Source organism: Bacteroidota bacterium (genome assembly GCA_040388375.1).
In the GTDB taxonomy this organism is placed as follows: domain Bacteria; phylum Bacteroidota; class Bacteroidia; order UKL13-3; family UKL13-3; genus JAAFJM01.
This window is the reverse complement of record JAZKBU010000003.1, coordinates 554,120-571,933: the sequence shown is the minus strand read 5'-3', so window position 1 is coordinate 571,933 and position 17,814 is coordinate 554,120. Positions and strand designations below refer to the sequence as shown.

Below are 17,814 nucleotides of genomic sequence, written 5' to 3'. Positions count from 1 at the left end.
AGGTTAACCATAACAAAACAAATATGCAATTACAAAAACTAATTAAGAAGTACGAAGACAAACAACCAGAAATTGTTTTCGAGTGGAAAGATAGTGAAACTGAAGCCGAGGGCTGGGTAGTAATCAACTCTTTAAAAGGAGGCTCAGCAGGCGGAGGAACACGCATGCGTAAAGGTTTAAACAAGCATGAGGTAACTTCATTGGCTAAAACAATGGAAATAAAATTTACCGTTGCGGGCCCTCCCATCGGAGGTGCAAAATCAGGTATCAACTTTGACCCTACAGATCCACGTAAAAAAGGTGTTTTAGAGCGTTGGTACACCGCAGTTATGCCTTTACTAAAAACTTACTATGGTACAGGTGGTGACTTAAACGTAGATGAAATTCATGAAGTAATTCCAATTACTGAAAAGTTAGGCTTATTACATCCGCAAGAAGGAACTGTAAATGGCCATTTTAAATTAAATGCAGCAGACAAACAAAAACGTATTGATAATTTACGTGAAGGTGTGTCAAAAAAATTAACCGATTTACGTTTTGTACCAACTGCCGATAACAACTTAGTTACAGCCGATATGATTACAGGTTTTGGAGTAGCTGAAGGAGTACGCCATTACTATGGTATTTGGGGTGGTAACATTACTATGAAACGTGCCATTATTCAAGGTTGGGGAAATGTAGGAGCTGCTGCTGCCTATTACCTAAGTTTATATGGTGTAATGATAGTGGGAATTATTGACCGCAATGGTGGTTTAATAAAAAACACAGGCTTTACCAAAGAAGAAATAAAAGACCTTTTCTTAAATAAACAAGGAAACACCTTAGTACATCCTGATATGCTAAGCTACGAAGAAGTAAATGCTAAAATTTGGGATTTAGGTGCTGAAATATTTGTACCGGCTGCTGCATCAAGACTTGTTACCAAAGAACAAATTGATAGAATGGCTTTAAATGATTTAGAAGTAATAAGTTGTGGTGCCAACGTTCCTTTTGCCGATGAAGAAATATTCATGGGTCCGATTGCAAATTACACAGACGATCAGGTAGCTATTATTCCTGACTTTATTGCCAATTGTGGTATGGCAAGGGTTTTTGCTTATTGCCAAAGTAATAATGAAGTTGACCTAAGTGATGAAGCTATTTTTAAAGATGCTTCAAAAATTATCTGGCAAGCATTAATGCGTTTGCACCAATTCAATCCTAAACACAATGGTTTACTAAAAAAAGGATTAGAAATGGCCTTGGTAAACTTAGTTAAATAATACACAATAAAAGGCTGGGAAATATTCGTTTCCCGGCCTTTTAAACAATAAACAATTTAAAATATGGAAGTACTTAATAATACCTTTTTAGAAAACCCATTACGAGAGTATCTCATATGCTTATCCATTATACTGGTAGGCTTTCTACTAAAACGATTATTTGCTACATTAATCAGCAAACAAACCTTCCGTATTTTTAAAAGTATTTCCCAAAATAGGTATTACGATAAATTCTTAGAGCTATTTAGAAAGCCCATTGAACAGCTATTATCACTAATTATTTTATACACCGCTTTTAACCGGTTAAACTTTCCTATAAGCTGGAATTTTGATGCCATTGAACATTTCGGTATCAGATGGATTATAGAAGCTGTTTTTGAAATAGCTCTCATTATAGTAATTGCAAAACTATTGCTCAAATCAGCCGATTTTATGGCTTACGTATTCATAGAAGATGATAGCGATAAATCAAACATTGATTTAATACGGTTTATGAAAGAACTGGGCAAAATTACTGTTGTTATATTAGCTTTTTTCATCATGTTGCGATTAGCCTTTGAGGTAAACATAACAGCTTTAATTGCCAGTTTAGGAATTGGAGGTTTAGCCATAGCATTAGCTGCACAGGATACCATTGCAAATCTTTTTGGATCTTTTATTATTTATTTAGATAAACCTTTTAAAGCAGGCGATCAAATTGAAATTTCCGATGTAAAAGGAATAGTGGAAAGAGTTGGGTTTAGAACAACCCGCGTAAGAACCTTAGATAAAACTTTGGTAACCGTTCCAAACAAAAAAATGGTCGATTCTACTTTAAACAATATATCGCAAAGTACAGAAAGACGCGTTAAGTTTACGCTTAACCTAACCTATAAAAGTAAGTCCGATTCCATTCTTAATATTATTAGTCAGATAAAACAAATAATAGAGCAACACCCACATACCAGTCCTGACATTACAGTAAACTTCACCGACTTTGATACAAGTTCATTGGTAATATTAGTAATTTACTTTGTACGTACTAACAAATACGAAGACATGGTTGCAGTAAGAGAAGATATAAATATAGCTATTATGAAAGTGGTTGAAAGCAATGATTGTCAGTTTGCATATCCAACGCAAACAGTGTATGTAAATAAAAATGAAGACTAAACTTTAATTAGTTCTTTTTATTTAATAACTCTTCAATTTCCATTTCAATATCCTGATTGTCGGCATCAATATCAGCAATTTTATGCTGATAAATGTATATAGGCAGTTGACCTAATATAATAGCTAAGCTAATAACAATACCGGTTAAAATCAATATTTCAGTATTACGCAATAAATAAGCAACAGTAATAAACAACACATTGGTTGCATATAAAGCATAACAAACCTCTCTGTGGCTTAATCCTATTTTCAATAACCAATGGTGAATATGGTTTCTATCCGCTTTGAATGGAGATTGTTTTTTGAATGCCCTTACCAGGAAAACACGCAGTGTATCGTACAAAGGAACAATTAAAATGGCAATAGCTATTGCGGGAGCCGTTGAAATAGTTAAATCGGTACTTCTGTTCACCAAACCTGATTCAATGAATTTAATAGAAAATATAGATATCAGAAACCCTATAGTTAAGGAACCAGCATCGCCCATAAATATTTTTGCAGGCGAAAAATTAAAAAACAAAAAGCCAAATAAAGCGCCCGCCAACGCAAAGCTTAATGAAGCCCATCCTAAATCGCCAGTAAAGTAAAACCACAAAGCATAGCTTAATGAAATAATAAAACCCAAACCACCCGCTAAACCATCCACACCATCTATTAAGTTAAAAGCATTGGTAATTACAATAAGGGTAAAAATACTTAACAATACACTCGAATAAATTGATAACTCGTGCAAGCCAAATAAGCCATGAAAATTAGTTATTCTAATGCCTTCAGGTATACATACCAAACAAGCTACAAATATTTGTACCAGTAATTTATTAATGGGAGAAAGAATAATAATATCATCTTTCAAACCAGCAAAGAATAATATAATAAGTCCTGCAGAAAGATATTGAAGTCTTGGTAAAGACGGATCACACCACAAACAAGAAGCTACGCTGAAAGCCGTGAATATGGCAACTCCACCTAAACGGGGAATTTTATTCTTATGAAGCTTTCTATCATTATGAGAGTCAAATAGTCCTTTAAGTTTTGCGACTGTTATTACCGATGGTAATCCAAATAACACGCCAATAAACGAAGTTATAAAAACAAGGATGATATGCTGCATAGAGTAATTAAAAATGCAATGTAGGGAAGCATATAGGGAAAACCAAACATTTAATTTTACCCATTAAAAATTTTACAAAGATTATTAAATTAGAATTTAAAAACGGTTATTCACATAAAAAAACCCTTACTTTTAATAAGTAAGGGTTTTAAGTAAATTTTATTCAGCAGTTTCAGTCGGTGTAGTTGAAGAAGTTTCCTCCTTTTTAACTTTACCACGTCTTGTTTTCTTGGCAGCTGTTTTAGCCGTTTTTAACGATAACATTGCTTCATTGAAATCAACTAACTCAATAATTGCCATTTCAGCGTTATCACCTTGACGGTTCATTAATTTTAAAACTCTGGTATATCCACCCGGTCTGTCAGCAATTTTAGGAGCCACAACACCAAATAATTCTTTTACCGCTTCAGCTTGCTTTAAGTAAGCAAATACTGTTCTGCGGCTATGTGTTGTATCATCTTTCGATTTTGTTATTAAAGGCTCTGCATATGTACGCAATGCTTTTGCTTTTGCCAAAGTAGTTGTTATTCTCTTATGCATAATTAGCGATGAAGCCATATTAGCCATCATAGCCTTTCTGTGAGTTGCAGTTCTACCTAAGTGATTAAGTTTGTTTCCGTGTCTCATTTTCTTATTTCTTTATTACGTAGTTTAAACAACTACGACTAGTCTTCATTTAATTTAAATTTTGCAACATCCATTCCAAATGTTAAACCTTTGTCGCGAACAAGTTCTTCTAACTCTGATAAAGATTTTTTACCGAAATTTCTGAATTTCAATAAATCTGCAATATCATAGCTAACTAATTCTGATAAAGATTTAATATCAGCAGCTTTTAAGCAATTGTATGCTCTAACTGATAAATCTAAATCCGATAAAGGTGTTTTTAAAATCTTACGAACGTGCAATAAGTTTTCATCAACTTCTTGTGGAATTTCTTTTACCTGAGTATCTAAAGTAATTAACTCATCACTGAATAACATAAAATGTTGAATTAATATTTTAGCAGCTTCTTTCAAAGCCTCTTCAGGATGAATAGAACCATCAGTGTTAATTTCAATGGTTAACTTTTCATAATCGGTTTTTTGCTCAACACGGTAATCTTCTACAGAATATTTAACGTTTTTGATTGGCGTAAAAATCGCATCAATAGGTATTACACCAACAACTGAATCTTTAGAACGATTCTCATCAGCCGGTAAATAACCACGTCCTTTTTCTACAACTAGTTCAATTTCTAAATGAACTGAACTTTCCATGTTGCAAATAACTAACTCTGGATTTAAGATTTTATAAGCGTTGGTATGTTTAGCAATATCACCCGCATTAAATTGTTCTTGTCCTTTAATGTTAATGTATATCTTTTCGTTATCAACACCATCCATGGTGCGTTTAAAACGTACTTGTTTCAAATTTAAAACAAGTTCAGTTACATCTTCAATAACACCTTTAATGGTAGAAAACTCATGATCAACACCAGTTATTTTTACTGAAGTTATGGCGTAGCCTTCTAACGATGATAAAAGGATTCTTCTTAATGAGTTACCAATAGTCACTCCATAACCTTTTTCCAAAGGGCGGAATTCGAACTGACCAAAAAAGTCAGTATCTTTATGCATGATAACCTTATCGGGCTTTTGAAAAGCAAGTATTGCCATTTATAATATTTGTTTTAATTATTTATTATTTAGAGTACAACTCTACAATTAACTGTTCTTTTATATTTTCAGGAACTTGATCACGCTCCGGTAAAGAAATAAACGTTCCGCTCATAGTTACAGCATCCCAAGTTAACCAATTGAATTTTTTAGCATTGCTGGTAGCTAAATTATCATTAATTGACTCCAACGATTTTGATTTTTCTCTAACACCTACAACATCACCTGGACGTAAAGTATAAGAAGAAATATTAACTACTTTTCCATTTACAGTTACGTGACGGTGGCCAACTAATTGACGAGCTGCTGCTCTTGTTCCTGCTAAACCTAAACGGTAAACAGTATTATCTAAGCGAGCCTCTAAAAATTTAATCAAATTCTCACCTGTAACACCTTTTCTTCTAACAGCTTCTTCAAATATTTTGTAGAACTGACGTTCTAAAACACCGTAGGTAAATTTAGCTTTTTGCTTTTCACCTAACTGGATAGCATATTCTGTTTGTTTTGTTCTTCTTCTAGCGTTACCGTGTTGTCCCGGAGGAATATTACTACGTTTTTCGTAATATTTATCATCGCCAAAAATTGGATCTTTAAAGCGTCTTGCTATTTTGGTTTTTGGACCTATATATCTTGCCATTTTCTAAACTTTCTTAATTAATGATTATACTCTTCTGCTTTTTGGAGGACGACATCCATTGTGTGGTAGTGGAGTAATATCTTTGATAGATAAAACCTCCAAACCAGCAGATTGTAAAGTACGAATAGCACTTTCTCTTCCGCTTCCCGGACCTTTTACAAATACGTCAACTTTTTTCATTCCTGCATCAACTGCAACCTTCGCACATTCCGAAGCTGCTGTTTGCGCTGCATAAGGAGTATTTTTCTTTGAACCTCTAAAACCCATTTTACCAGCTGAACCCCAAGAAACAACTTGGCCTGTAGCGTTAGTAATAGAGATTATAATATTGTTGAAAGAAGCTTTAATGTGCGCTTGACCATGAGAGTCAATTGCAACAACTCTCTTCTTGTTTACTTTTTTACCTGAATTTGTAGCCATTTTTTCTATTTTATGCTATTTATTACTTAGTAACTTTCTTTTTACCTGCTACTGTTTTACGTTTACCCTTACGAGTACGTGAATTCGTTTTAGTTCTTTGACCACGAACTGGTAGTCCTTTACGATGACGTAAACCACGGTAACAACCAATATCTAACAAACGTTTGATATTTAACTGTTTTTCAGAGCGTAAATCTCCTTCTACAGTAATGTTTTCTGTAATATGTTTACGAATGGCGTTCAACTCATCATCATTCCACTCACTAACTTTTTTGTTTACATCAATTCCATTAGATGTTAGAATTTGAACAGCAGTTGTACGTCCAATTCCGTAAATATAGGTTAAACCTATTTCACCTCTTTTATTTCTTGGTAAATCTATACCTGATATACGAGCCATATTATATTATTATCCTTGACGTTGTTTAAACTTTGGGTTCTTTTTGTTAATTACGTAAACCCTACCTTTACGTTTCACAATTATGCAGTCTTCACTGCGCTTTTTTACTGAAGCTCTTACTTTCATTTCTTCGGTTTATATATGTGTTTACTTGTACCTATAAATTATTCTTCCTTTAGTCAAATCATATGGACTCATTTCTACAGAAATTTTATCTCCTGGTAAAATTTTAATGTAATGCATTCTCATTTTACCTGAAATATGTGCAATGATTTCATGACCATTTTCAAGTTGAACTCTAAACATAGCATTACTTAATGCTTCTGTAATAATTCCATCTTGTTTTATTAACGCTTGCTTCGACATATTTTTTTAAAGGGTTGCAAAAATAATTGATTATTTCAATTTATCAACATTTATTATGCTGCTGATGTATTTCCGCTACGTCCTTTTATTTTTCCGTTTTTCATTAATCCATCATATTGACGCATTAATAAATGACTTTCTATTTGTTGTAAAGTGTCTAAAACAACACCTACTAGAATTAACAATGATGTTCCACCATAAAACTGTGCAAACTGGCTGTTGATGTTAAATGCACCTGCAAATGAAGGTAAAACAGCTACTATAGCTAAGAATATAGCTCCCGGTAACGTAATTCTACTCATTACATTGTCAATAAAATCAGCAGTTGATTTACCCGGTTTAACACCCGGTATAAAACCATTGTTACGTTTCATATCATCAGCAATTTGATTTGCATTTACTGAAATAGCAGTGTAGAAATAAGTAAACAATACTATTAATAAACCAAACGTAAAATTGTAAGCAAATGATAATGGATTAGCAAATGAAGCTAAGAAACTATTTGCTTCAATATTAGAAACAAACTGAGCTGCATAACCTGGTACAAACATTAATGCTTGTGCGAATATAATTGGCATTACACCTGCAGCGTTAATTTTTAAAGGTATGTATTGGCGAACTCCTCCATATTGTCTGTTACCAACAATACGTTTTGCATATTGTACAGGAATTCTTCTGGTACCTTGTACTAATAATATAGTTAATAGAACTACAGCAAATAAAGCTGCTAACTCTACTACGAATATTACTAATCCACCACCACCGGTAGTAAGTTTAAAGTTAAACTCTTCCCAGAACGAAAGTGGTAAGCGAGCTATAATTCCAATCATAATGATTAAAGAAATACCGTTACCAATACCTTTATCAGTTATTCTTTCACCTAACCACATTACAAACATGGTACTGGCAGTCAGTATAATCATTGAACTCAATGTAAACATAAAGTCCGATAAAAGTTCAGGATGAGCTATTGACATAATAGCCTGAGGATTTGTATTTTTTAAATTAATCAAGAAACCATATGATTGAACTAAAGTAATAGCAATAGTTAAGTATCTAGTAATTTGGTTAATTTTTCTTCTTCCATCCTCTCCTTCTTTCTGAAGGCGTTGGAACGAAGGTAAAGCTAATGATAACAACTGAACAACAATTGATGCCGAAATATAAGGCATAATACCCAATGCAAAAATAGATGCACGACCAAAAGCTCCTCCCGCAAACATGTTGATAATACCAAACAAACCACCATCGGCTTGTTTCGTGTCAAGTAAGTTTGGATCTATGCCTGGTAACGTTACATAACTTCCAATTCTATAAACTAACAACAACCAAAAAGTTATTTGAAGCTTATATCTTAAGTCATCTATTTTCCAGATATTTTTTAATGTATCAAGTAGTTTTTTCATTCGTTACATTTTTACAGCTGAACCACCAATAGCTTCGATAGCTTTTATTGCAGATGCAGAAAATGCATGAGCTTTAACTTCTACAGCTGATTTTAGTTCACCTCTTCCAAGTATTTTAACTAATTCATTTTTACCAACAACACCATTATTTACCAAAGTTTCGAAATCGATAGTTTTCAAGTTTTTACCATCCACTAACAATTGCAATCTATCTAGGTTAATACCTACATATTCAACTCTATTTAAATTTTTGAATCCAACTTTTGGTAAGCGTCTGTATAAAGGCATTTGACCACCTTCAAAACCACGCTTTGTGCTAGTACCACTACGTGAACCAGCTCCTTTATTACCACGTGCAGCCGTGCCACCTTTTCCACTACCTTCACCTCTACCTATTCTTTTTCCTTCTTTGTGAACAGAACCTGCTGCTGGTTTTAAACTATGTAAATTCATTGTTTATTTACTTTTAAACGTTTTCAACTTTTAATAAATGAGCAACTTTATTGATCATACCTAATACAGCGGGTGTGCCTTCAACCTCGCGTGATTGGTTTAACTTTGAAAAACCAAGTGCTTTTATAGTGCGCTTTTGTCCTTCAGGGCGGTCAATGATACTTTTTACGTATGTAATTTTTACTTTAGCCATTGTATTATTCTCCTCCGTTAAATACACTTTTTAATGATAAACCTCTAGTATTTGCAATGGTATAAGCATCACGCATATTTAATAATGCATTTACAGTTGCTTTTACCACATTATGAGGATTTGAAGAACCTTTTGATTTAGCTAACACATCTGTTACACCAGCACTTTCCAACACCGCACGCATAGCACCACCTGCAATTACTCCTGTTCCATGTGCAGCAGGTTTTAAAAATACTCTTCCTCCACCAAATTTACCAATTTGCTCGTGAGGAATAGTTCCTTTCATTACCGGCACTTTCATTAAATTCTTTTTAGCATCTTCAACACCTTTAGTAATTGAGTCAGTTACCTCATTAGCTTTACCTAATCCGTAACCAATTACACCATTACCATCTCCTACCACTACTAAAGCTGAGAAACTAAAAGTACGACCACCTTTTGTAACCTTAGCTACACGGTTAATTGCAACAACACGTTCTTTTAATTCTATATCGCTCGATTTTACTCTTTTAATATTTTCTGTTGACATAATATTTTTTATTATTGAATTTGTTTCTGTCTCTTACAAGAAGAAACAAGTTTCATAAAACAAAATTAAAACTCTAATCCTCCTTCTCTTGCGCCATCAGCTAAACTTTTAATTCTGCCGTGGTATAGATATCCGTTTCTATCAAAAACAACTTGTTTAATTCCGGCAGCAATTGCTTTCTCAGCAATTTCTTTACCTACTGCAACCGATGATTCTACTTTAGTTATTTTTTCTTTAATATTTCTAGATGATGCTGAAACAATCGTTTTACCATCTATATCATTAATTAATTGAGCGTATATAGCTTTATTGCTACGAAATACAGTTAAACGTGGTCTATTATCAGTACCTTTTATGCGGCCACGAATACCTCTCTTAATTCTTGTTCTGCGTAATTCTTTTTTTGTTGCCATGACTTATAATTATTTTGATGCTGTTTTACCTGCTTTTCTTCTAAGAACTTCACCCACAAATTTTATACCTTTGCCTTTGTATGGTTCAGGAGCACGAAGCGAGCGTATTTTAGCAGCAACTTGACCAATCAATTGTTTGTCTGCACTTTCTAAGGTAATGATTGGGTTTTTACCTTTTTCAGTTTCTGTTTTTACCGAAATTTCTTTTGGAACTTCGAAATATATATGATGTGAGTAACCAAGAATTAAATCTAAGATATTACCCTCGTTAGTAGCTTTAAAACCAACACCCACTAACTCTTGTTTCTTTTGGAAACCTTGAGTTACACCAACTACCATATTATTTAATAATGAGCGGTATAATCCGTGAAGTGCTCTGTGTCTTTTGTGATCAGTAGGACGGCTAATAAGTATTTCGCCATTTTCTACTACCACTTTTATATCGGCATCAATTTGTTGATGCAATTCGCCTTTAGGTCCTTTTATAGATACTAAGTTGTTGTTGCTGATTTTGAAATCAACACCAGCAGGCAATTTTATTGGGGCTTTTCCTATACGTGACATGTTAAACTATTCTCCTTTTTAATTAATAAATATAACATAAAACTTCACCACCAACATTTAATTTTCTGGCTTCTTTATCTGTCATAACACCTTTAGAGGTTGTTAAAACAGCAATACCTAAACCATTGATAACACGAGGCATATTTTCAATACCTGTATAACGTCTTAAACCTGGACGGCTAATACGATCTAGTTTTTTAATTGCTGAAGCTTTAGTAATTGGATGATATTTTAAGGCTATTTTGATTGAGCCTTGGTGATTAACTACTTCTTCGAATTTGTAGTTTAAGATATAACCTTTTTCAAAAAGAACTCTGGTTATTTCTTTTTTTAAGTTAGAGGAAGGGATTTCCACTATGCGATGTCCCGCTTTGATAGCGTTACGCAGCCTTGTTAAATAGTCTGATATTGGATCTGTCATTTTTGTTAAATTTAATACTTGCCGATAGTAAGCCAAGGGCACTCTTTTCGACTAAGTTAAGTTTATTACATTTTAAAGGGGTGCAAATATAATAATTCGCAACCCTCTAGCAAATTTATTTTTTTCTACCAAGATGATTTAGTCACCCCTGGTATTCTTCCCATTGAAGCTAATTCGCGGAACTGATTACGGCAAATACCGAAGTCGCTCATGTAGCCTTTAGGTCTTCCAGTTAATTTACATCTATTATGTAAACGAACTGGTGATGAATTTCTAGGTAATTTTTGTAAACCTATATAATCACCAGCTTCTTTAAGAGCTTTGCGTTTGTCGGCAAACTGAGCATTTAATTTTTCTCTTTTACGCTGACGTGCTTTTACTGATTCTTTAGCCATTATAATATTATTTATTTTGATTTTTGAATGGTAAACCAAATTCTTTTAACAATGATAAACACTCTTCATCTGTAGCGGCAGTTGTTACAAAAGTAATATCCATACCATTGATGCGGTTAACTTTATCAATAACAATTTCAGGGAAAATTATTTGTTCTGTAATACCCATGGTATAGTTACCACGACCATCAAAACCTTTATCATTTAATCCTGCGAAATCTCTTACACGAGGTAAAGAAACCGAAATAAGTCTATCTAAAAACTCATACATTCTCTCTCCTCTTAAAGTTACGCGAGCTCCAATTGGAATATCTTTACGTAATTTAAAATTCGAAATATCTTTACGAGATTTTGTAGGAACTGCTTTTTGTCCAGCAATAGTTGTCATTTCAACTAAAGCTTGGTCAACAATCTTTTTATCAGATACTGCAGCTCCCACACCTTGGTTTAAACAAATTTTAACCAATTTAGGAACTTGCATTACATTTTTATAACCAAACTTTTCTACTAGAGCTGGTTTAACTTTACCGTTATAGTCTTGTTTTAATCTAGGGACGTACGTTGTTGTCATATTCTTAGTCGATTATTTCTCCTGATTTTTTTGAATATCTTACAGTTTTGCCTTCCTCGTTTTTCTTACGACCAACTTTGGTAGCATTATTGCTTTTATCCATCACTTTAAGATTACTAATATGAACAGGGGCTTCTTTTTTAATAATGCCACCTTGTTGATTTTGAGCATTAGGTTTTGTATGACGGCTAACAATGTTAACACCTTCAACTACTGCACGGTTAGTAGCAGTAATAATTTCAATTACTCTTCCCGTTTTACCTTTATCATCTCCTGCTATTACAGTTACGCGATCGTCTTTTTTGATACGCAACTTAGCTTTGTTGTTCATTTTCTTTTCCATTATTATAATACCTCCGGTGCTAATGAAACAATCTTCATGAATTGTTTTTCCCTTAACTCACGGGCAACTGGCCCAAATATACGAGTAGCGCGTGGCTCATCTTGTGCATTTAATAAAACACAAGAGTTATCGTCAAAACGAATGTATGAACCATCAGCTCTACGAACTTCTTTTTTAGTTCTAACAACAACAGCCTTAGAAACTGCACCTTTTTTAACGCCACCTGATGGTAACGCTGATTTAACTGTAACTACTATTTTATCGCCTACAGATGCATAGCGTCTTCCGGTGCCTCCCAGAACGCGAATACATAATACTTCGCGCGCTCCACTATTATCAGCTACTTTAAGTCTTGATTCCTGTTGTATCATTTTATTATTTAGCTTTTTCTACAATTTCTACTAATCTCCAACGTTTATCTTTGCTTAACGGACGAGTTTCCATTAACTTAACGATATCATTCATAGCGCTTTCGTTTTTCTCATCATGAGCTTTAAATGTTGAAGTCATTTTTATAAATTTCCCGTATTTTGGGTGCATAACCTTACGCTCTACAGAAACTACAATAGTTTTCTGCATTTTGTTGCTTATTACTTTCCCAATTATAACCTTACGCGAATTTCTATTAACTGCTGTTGTTTCCATTTTGTTATAGTTTTTATGCGTTTGACAATTGGCGTGCTTTTTTCTCAGTAAGCATACGAGCAATAGTCAATTTACTTTCTTTAATTAATTTTGGATTTTCAATTGGAGATACTGCATTTTGTAAAGTCATTTTTGTTAAATTTAACTTTTCGTCAGCAATAGCAACTCTCAATTCTTTATCCGACAATTCTCTGATTTCTTTATTATTCATTACTAGTTTCCGTTATAATCAGGTTTAACAACAAATTTGGTAATAACAGGAAGCTTTTGTGCAGCTAAACGCATAGCTTCTTTAGCAGTTTCCAAAGAAACACCTTCTGCTTCAAAAATAATTGTTCCAGGTTTGCAAACAGCTACCCAAAATTCTGGAGCTCCTTTACCTTTACCCATACGCACTTCTGCGGGTTTTCTTGTCATTGGTTTGTCTGGAAACACTCTGATCCAAACTTGACCTTCTCTTTTCATAAAACGATTCAAAGCAACACGAGCAGCTTCTAATTGTTTTGATGTTAAAAAGCATGTGTCAAGGGCTTTTAAACCAAACGATCCAAAGGCAACCGTAAAACCTCTAGAGGCATTACCTTTAACTCTACCTTTTTGTTGTTTCCTAAATTTTGTTTTTTTCGGCTGTAACATATTTACAGTTATTTTATTTTAATGATAAAATCTTGAATTATTTTTTTTCTCTTCTTGGCTTTCTATCGCCACCACCAGCATTAGCTCCAGCACCACCTCTTCTATCTCCACCTCTTCTGTCTGAACCGCCTCTTCTGTCATCACCTCTTCTATCAGGGCGACCGCCATTACCTTTATTATCAGCTGCACCTTGGTTAGGAGATAAATCGCGTTTTCCATAAATTTCACCTTTACAGATCCACACTTTAATACCTATTTTACCATATACTGTTAACGCTTCAGATATTGCATAATCTATATCAGACCTTAAAGTATGTAACGGAGTACGCCCTTCTTTATATGATTCTGAACGAGCCATCTCTGCTCCACCTAAACGGCCGCTTATTGTAACTTTAATACCATCAGCACCCATTTTCATGGTATTTGAAATAGCTCCTTTTAAAGCACGTTTGTAAGATACACGGGCTTCAATTTGGCTAGCAATTTGCTCACCCACTAAAACCGCATCTAACTCAGGACGTTTTATTTCAAATATATTAATAGCTACGTCTTTTTTAGTAAGTTTTTTAATTTCTTCTTTGATTTTATCAACCTCAGAACCACCCTTACCAATTATTATTCCCGGACGAGAAGTGTGAATTGTAATGATAATACGTTTTATCGTACGCTCAATAATAATTTTTGACACTCCGCCTTTTATAATACGGGCACGAAGATATTTTCTTATGTTTTCATCTTCGATAAGTTTTTCAGCAAAGTTTTTGCCACCAAACCAATTACTTTCCCAGCCACGGATAATGCCTAAACGTAATGCTATCGGATTTACCTTTTGTCCCATTATGCTTTAGTATTTTCTTTTTCGTTATTAATTTCTACTGAACTATTAGCTGTAGTCATGCTATCTACAATAAGTGTAACATGATTTGAGCGTTTGCGTATTCTGTGTGCACGTCCTTGTGGTGCAGGCAAAACACGTTTTAACATGGCACCACCATCAACAAAAATTGTTTTTACATACAATTCGCTGCTTTCAGCACGTGCTCCTGTATTTTTTTGCTCCCAATTTGCTATTGCACTACGCAATAACTTTTCAACTCTGTGGGCGCTTTCTTTTTTATTATTAAAGCGTAAAGTATTAAATGCTTCTTCTACTCTTTTGCCACGTATAAGGTCTACAACAAGTCTCATCTTACGAGGAGAGGTTGGACAATTATTTAATTTTGCTACTGCTTCCATTATTAATCTTTCTTAACTGGGTGTGATTTAAATGTACGTGTAGGAGCGAACTCACCTAATTTATGACCAACCATATTTTCAGTAACATAAACAGGTATAAATTTATTGCCATTGTGAACAGCAAATGTATGTCCTACAAATTCTGGAGTTATCATTGATCTGCGACTCCAAGTTTTAATTACAGATTTCTTTTTCGACTCATTCATCGTATCAACTTTTTTCTCAAGTTTAATATCAACAAACGGTCCTTTTTTTAGTGAACGAGCCATACTTTATTACTTCTTACGCTTTTCTATGATAAATCTATTTGAATATTTTTTAGGAGTACGTGTTTTGTATCCTTTTGATTTGATACCGTTACGTGAACGTGGGTGACCTCCTGAAGCTCTTCCTTCACCACCACCCATTGGATGATCAACCGGATTCATTGCTACCGGACGTGTACGAGGACGAACACCTCTCCATCTGTTTGCACCTGCTTTACCTTTTCTCTCTAAATTGTGATCAGGATTTGAAACTTGACCAACAGTAGCGCTACATGCAACTAATATCATCCTAGTTTCACCAGAAGCTAATTTTACAATAGCATAACGGCCGTCACGATTCAACAATTGTGCAAATGAACCAGCAGAGCGAACTAACTTACCGCCTTTTCCTGGTAACATTTCAATATTATGAATTAAAGAACCTAAAGGAATTTCTTGTAAAGGTAAAGTATTACCTATTTCAGGAGGGGCACCAGCACCACTTTGTACTGTTTGTCCAACTTGTAAACCTTTAGGAGCTAAAATATAACTTTTCTCTCCATCTGCGTATTGAATTAAAGCAATACGAGCTGAGCGATTTGGATCGTACTCAATTGTAACTACATTGGCTTCGCCTTGTTTGCTACGTTTGAAATCTACTAACCTATATTTTCTTTTATGACCACCACCTATATAGCGCATAGTCATTTTACCACTATTATTTCTACCACCCGATTTCATTATAGAAACGGTTAGTGACTTCTCAGGTTTTGAAGCTGTAATTTCTTCAAAAGTATTAGCCGACTTAAAGCGTGTTCCTGGAGTTATTGGATTAAATTTTCTAATTCCCATTTTGTCCTTTATACGTTTTGGAAGAAGTCAATTTTTTGACCTTCTTGTAGTGTAACAATAGCTTTCTTAAAAGCAGGTTTTCTTCCATTGAATTGACCACGTTTAGTAAATCTAGATTTAGTTTTACCAGCGTAAACCATAGTGCTAATGCCTGTAACATTTACACCGTATAGTTTTTCAATCTCTTGGGTTATCTCAGGCTTAGTGGCCTTCTTTTCAACTACAAAAGCGAATTGATTTAACTTTTCACTGATGCGGCTATATTTTTCCGTTATTAATGGCTTTTTTAAGATACTCATTACTTAACTTTATTAAATAGGTTATCAATTACTCCAAGAGAATTTTCAAGTAAAATTACCTTTTGAGCATTTAAAATTTCGTAGGTATTAACATCGCCCGCAGTTACCACTTTTGATTTTGGTAAGTTACGGCTAGAGCGATAGATAAACTCGTTATAGTCACCAATTACAATTAAAGTTTTTGTATTGTTTAATTTTAAGCTATTTAAAATATTTACAAAATTCTTTGTTTTTGGAGCATCAAAACTAAAGTTCTCTAACACGGTAATGTTATTTTCTTTTGCTTTATAAGCTAAAGCTGACTTACGAGCCAATTGCTTTAATTTTTTGTTCAATTTGAAACTGTAATCTCTTGGTTGTGGTCCAAATATTCTGGCTCCACCAACACGAGTACCTGATTTGATACTACCTTTACGAGATCCACCTGTTCCTTTTTGGCGATGTAATTTTTTAGTTGAACCACTTACCATGCTACGCTCTAATGAAGAGTGTGTACCTTGACGTTGGTTAGCTAAAAACTGTTTTACATCTAAATATATTGCATGATCGTTAGGCTCAATTCCAAATACATCTTGACTTAGAGTAACTTTACGACCTGTTTCTGTTCCTGTTGTGTTAAATACTGCTAATTCCATCTGTCCTATTTCTCCAATAATATAAATGAACCTTTAGCACCAGGAATAGACCCCTTTATAACCAAAAGATTCTGATCTTTTATAACTTTTAAAATTTCAAGATTGGTTTTCTTAACTCTAACACCACCCATTCTACCAGCCATTCTCATGCCTTTTATAACTTTTGAAGGGTCAGAAGAAGCACCTATTGAACCAGGAGCTCTTTGTCTATCGTGTTGTCCGTGTGTAGCCATACCAACTCCACCAAAACCGTGGCGTTTTACAACACCTTGAAAACCTTTTCCTTTTGAAGTACCAACTACATCCACAAATTCGCCTTCAGCAAATAAGTCTGCAGTAATAACTTCACCTAATTGTAATGCATTTTCAAAACCTTTGAACTCAACCAATTTTTGTTTTGGTGTAGTATTAGCTTTTTTGAAAATACCTTTACGCGCAGCGGGTGTGTTTTTTTCTCTTGCTTCACCATACGCTAACTGAACAGCATTGTAACCGTCTGTTTGCTCAGTTTTAACCTGAGTAACAACACAAGGTCCAACTTCAATAACCGTACAAGCCATTTGCTTACCGTCTTTATTGAAAACACTGGTCATTCCTATTTTTCTTCCTATCAATCCTGACATAATTATACGCTGTCTAAATTTCTTTAATTAATTGATCAAACTTTAATTTCTACGTCTACCCCACTTGGCAACTCTAATTTCATTAATGCATCAACAGTTTTTGCTGTACTGCTATAAATATCAAGTATGCGTTTGTATGAACACAATTGAAATTGTTCACGTGCCTTTTTATTTACGTGTGGCGAACGTAAAACTGTATAAATTTTCTTTTGGGTTGGAAGTGGAATTGGACCACTAACTACAGCTCCAGTGCTTTTTACAGTTCTAACGATTTTTTCAGCTGATTTGTCAACTAAATTATAATCGAAACTTTTTAACTTAATTCTTATTTTTTGGCTCACAATATTTA

General features: G+C 34.2%; 32 protein-coding genes. 2 read left to right on the top strand and 30 right to left on the bottom strand.

Annotated elements, in window-relative coordinates:
- Positions 1-23: 23 nt before the first annotated feature.
- A complete protein-coding gene (locus V4538_05505; protein ID MES2380477.1) occupies positions 24-1,262 on the top strand; it encodes a Glu/Leu/Phe/Val dehydrogenase dimerization domain-containing protein in 1,239 nt (412 codons plus the stop codon).
- Positions 1,263-1,325: 63 nt separating this feature from the next.
- Complete coding sequence (locus V4538_05500) at positions 1,326-2,414, top strand: mechanosensitive ion channel family protein (GenBank protein MES2380476.1); 1,089 nt, start codon at positions 1,326-1,328, stop codon at positions 2,412-2,414.
- Positions 2,415-2,421: 7 nt separating this feature from the next.
- Here V4538_05500 and V4538_05495 read toward each other — a convergent pair whose 3' ends face one another.
- The 30 genes from V4538_05495 to rpsJ form a co-directional block, all read right to left on the bottom strand.
- The gene (locus V4538_05495; protein MES2380475.1) at positions 2,422-3,525 is read right to left on the bottom strand and encodes an MraY family glycosyltransferase; all 1,104 of its coding nucleotides are present in this window, start codon (positions 3,523-3,525) and stop codon (positions 2,422-2,424) included.
- A 159-nt stretch (positions 3,526-3,684) separates the two neighbouring features.
- A complete protein-coding gene (gene rplQ / locus V4538_05490; protein MES2380474.1) occupies positions 3,685-4,152 on the bottom strand; it encodes a 50S ribosomal protein L17 in 468 nt (155 codons plus the stop codon).
- A 38-nt stretch (positions 4,153-4,190) separates the two neighbouring features.
- The gene (locus tag V4538_05485; protein MES2380473.1) at positions 4,191-5,183 is read right to left on the bottom strand and encodes a DNA-directed RNA polymerase subunit alpha; all 993 of its coding nucleotides are present in this window, start codon (positions 5,181-5,183) and stop codon (positions 4,191-4,193) included.
- Between the two features lie 25 nt (positions 5,184-5,208).
- Positions 5,209-5,820 (bottom strand): 30S ribosomal protein S4, encoded by a 612-nt coding sequence (rpsD, locus tag V4538_05480; protein ID MES2380472.1) that lies wholly within the window; start codon positions 5,818-5,820, stop codon positions 5,209-5,211.
- 24 nt (positions 5,821-5,844) lie between these two features.
- Entirely contained in the window at positions 5,845-6,240 is a 396-nt protein-coding gene (gene rpsK / locus V4538_05475; GenBank protein ID MES2380471.1) for a 30S ribosomal protein S11, read from the bottom strand.
- Between the two features lie 22 nt (positions 6,241-6,262).
- The gene (rpsM, locus tag V4538_05470; GenBank protein MES2380470.1) at positions 6,263-6,640 is read right to left on the bottom strand and encodes a 30S ribosomal protein S13; all 378 of its coding nucleotides are present in this window, start codon (positions 6,638-6,640) and stop codon (positions 6,263-6,265) included.
- Between the two features lie 9 nt (positions 6,641-6,649).
- Positions 6,650-6,766, bottom strand: a complete 117-nt coding sequence (ykgO, locus tag V4538_05465; GenBank protein ID MES2380469.1) for a type B 50S ribosomal protein L36 — start codon at positions 6,764-6,766, stop codon at positions 6,650-6,652.
- 21 nt (positions 6,767-6,787) lie between these two features.
- A complete protein-coding gene (gene infA / locus V4538_05460) occupies positions 6,788-7,006 on the bottom strand; it encodes a translation initiation factor IF-1 (protein MES2380468.1) in 219 nt (72 codons plus the stop codon).
- Between the two features lie 53 nt (positions 7,007-7,059).
- Positions 7,060-8,412, bottom strand: coding sequence for a preprotein translocase subunit SecY (gene secY, locus V4538_05455; protein ID MES2380467.1), 1,353 nt, complete (start codon positions 8,410-8,412; stop codon positions 7,060-7,062).
- A 3-nt stretch (positions 8,413-8,415) separates the two neighbouring features.
- Entirely contained in the window at positions 8,416-8,865 is a 450-nt protein-coding gene (gene rplO, locus V4538_05450; GenBank protein ID MES2380466.1) for a 50S ribosomal protein L15, read from the bottom strand.
- A 13-nt stretch (positions 8,866-8,878) separates the two neighbouring features.
- Positions 8,879-9,058, bottom strand: coding sequence for a 50S ribosomal protein L30 (gene rpmD, locus V4538_05445; protein ID MES2380465.1), 180 nt, complete (start codon positions 9,056-9,058; stop codon positions 8,879-8,881).
- Between the two features lie 4 nt (positions 9,059-9,062).
- Complete coding sequence (gene rpsE, locus V4538_05440; GenBank protein MES2380464.1) at positions 9,063-9,587, bottom strand: 30S ribosomal protein S5; 525 nt, start codon at positions 9,585-9,587, stop codon at positions 9,063-9,065.
- 65 nt (positions 9,588-9,652) lie between these two features.
- On the bottom strand, positions 9,653-10,000 hold the full coding sequence (rplR, locus tag V4538_05435) for a 50S ribosomal protein L18 (protein MES2380463.1): 348 nt from the start codon (positions 9,998-10,000) through the stop codon (positions 9,653-9,655).
- Positions 10,001-10,009: 9 nt separating this feature from the next.
- Complete coding sequence (rplF, locus tag V4538_05430) at positions 10,010-10,564, bottom strand: 50S ribosomal protein L6 (protein MES2380462.1); 555 nt, start codon at positions 10,562-10,564, stop codon at positions 10,010-10,012.
- 22 nt (positions 10,565-10,586) lie between these two features.
- The gene (rpsH, locus tag V4538_05425) at positions 10,587-10,985 is read right to left on the bottom strand and encodes a 30S ribosomal protein S8 (GenBank protein MES2380461.1); all 399 of its coding nucleotides are present in this window, start codon (positions 10,983-10,985) and stop codon (positions 10,587-10,589) included.
- 125 nt (positions 10,986-11,110) lie between these two features.
- Positions 11,111-11,380, bottom strand: a complete 270-nt coding sequence (gene rpsN / locus V4538_05420) for a 30S ribosomal protein S14 (GenBank protein ID MES2380460.1) — start codon at positions 11,378-11,380, stop codon at positions 11,111-11,113.
- Between the two features lie 7 nt (positions 11,381-11,387).
- Complete coding sequence (rplE, locus tag V4538_05415) at positions 11,388-11,951, bottom strand: 50S ribosomal protein L5 (GenBank protein MES2380459.1); 564 nt, start codon at positions 11,949-11,951, stop codon at positions 11,388-11,390.
- A gap of 4 nt (positions 11,952-11,955) precedes the next feature.
- A complete protein-coding gene (rplX, locus tag V4538_05410) occupies positions 11,956-12,294 on the bottom strand; it encodes a 50S ribosomal protein L24 (protein MES2380458.1) in 339 nt (112 codons plus the stop codon).
- Between the two features lie 2 nt (positions 12,295-12,296).
- Positions 12,297-12,665, bottom strand: a complete 369-nt coding sequence (rplN, locus tag V4538_05405) for a 50S ribosomal protein L14 (protein ID MES2380457.1) — start codon at positions 12,663-12,665, stop codon at positions 12,297-12,299.
- Positions 12,666-12,669: 4 nt separating this feature from the next.
- Positions 12,670-12,939, bottom strand: coding sequence for a 30S ribosomal protein S17 (rpsQ, locus tag V4538_05400; protein ID MES2380456.1), 270 nt, complete (start codon positions 12,937-12,939; stop codon positions 12,670-12,672).
- Positions 12,940-12,952: 13 nt separating this feature from the next.
- Positions 12,953-13,150, bottom strand: coding sequence for a 50S ribosomal protein L29 (gene rpmC, locus V4538_05395; protein MES2380455.1), 198 nt, complete (start codon positions 13,148-13,150; stop codon positions 12,953-12,955).
- A gap of 2 nt (positions 13,151-13,152) precedes the next feature.
- Positions 13,153-13,575 carry a 50S ribosomal protein L16 gene (gene rplP, locus V4538_05390; GenBank protein ID MES2380454.1) on the bottom strand — a complete coding sequence of 141 codons (423 nt, stop codon included), beginning with the start codon at positions 13,573-13,575 and terminating at the stop codon, positions 13,153-13,155.
- 37 nt (positions 13,576-13,612) lie between these two features.
- The gene (rpsC, locus tag V4538_05385; protein MES2380453.1) at positions 13,613-14,413 is read right to left on the bottom strand and encodes a 30S ribosomal protein S3; all 801 of its coding nucleotides are present in this window, start codon (positions 14,411-14,413) and stop codon (positions 13,613-13,615) included.
- Positions 14,413-14,811 (bottom strand): 50S ribosomal protein L22, encoded by a 399-nt coding sequence (gene rplV, locus V4538_05380; GenBank protein ID MES2380452.1) that lies wholly within the window; start codon positions 14,809-14,811, stop codon positions 14,413-14,415. The genes rpsC and rplV overlap by 1 nt, the downstream gene beginning before the upstream one ends.
- 2 nt (positions 14,812-14,813) lie before the next feature.
- Positions 14,814-15,080: a 30S ribosomal protein S19 gene (gene rpsS, locus V4538_05375; GenBank protein ID MES2380451.1), complete on the bottom strand. Its 267-nt coding sequence runs from the start codon at positions 15,078-15,080 to the stop codon at positions 14,814-14,816.
- A gap of 6 nt (positions 15,081-15,086) precedes the next feature.
- Positions 15,087-15,908, bottom strand: a complete 822-nt coding sequence (gene rplB / locus V4538_05370; GenBank protein ID MES2380450.1) for a 50S ribosomal protein L2 — start codon at positions 15,906-15,908, stop codon at positions 15,087-15,089.
- A gap of 8 nt (positions 15,909-15,916) precedes the next feature.
- On the bottom strand, positions 15,917-16,207 hold the full coding sequence (gene rplW / locus V4538_05365) for a 50S ribosomal protein L23 (protein ID MES2380449.1): 291 nt from the start codon (positions 16,205-16,207) through the stop codon (positions 15,917-15,919).
- Entirely contained in the window at positions 16,207-16,842 is a 636-nt protein-coding gene (gene rplD / locus V4538_05360) for a 50S ribosomal protein L4 (GenBank protein ID MES2380448.1), read from the bottom strand. The genes rplW and rplD overlap by 1 nt, the downstream gene beginning before the upstream one ends.
- Before the next feature lie 5 nt (positions 16,843-16,847).
- On the bottom strand, positions 16,848-17,465 hold the full coding sequence (gene rplC / locus V4538_05355; protein MES2380447.1) for a 50S ribosomal protein L3: 618 nt from the start codon (positions 17,463-17,465) through the stop codon (positions 16,848-16,850).
- A gap of 35 nt (positions 17,466-17,500) precedes the next feature.
- Positions 17,501-17,806, bottom strand: a complete 306-nt coding sequence (gene rpsJ, locus V4538_05350; GenBank protein ID MES2380446.1) for a 30S ribosomal protein S10 — start codon at positions 17,804-17,806, stop codon at positions 17,501-17,503.
- Positions 17,807-17,814: the final 8 nt, after the last annotated feature.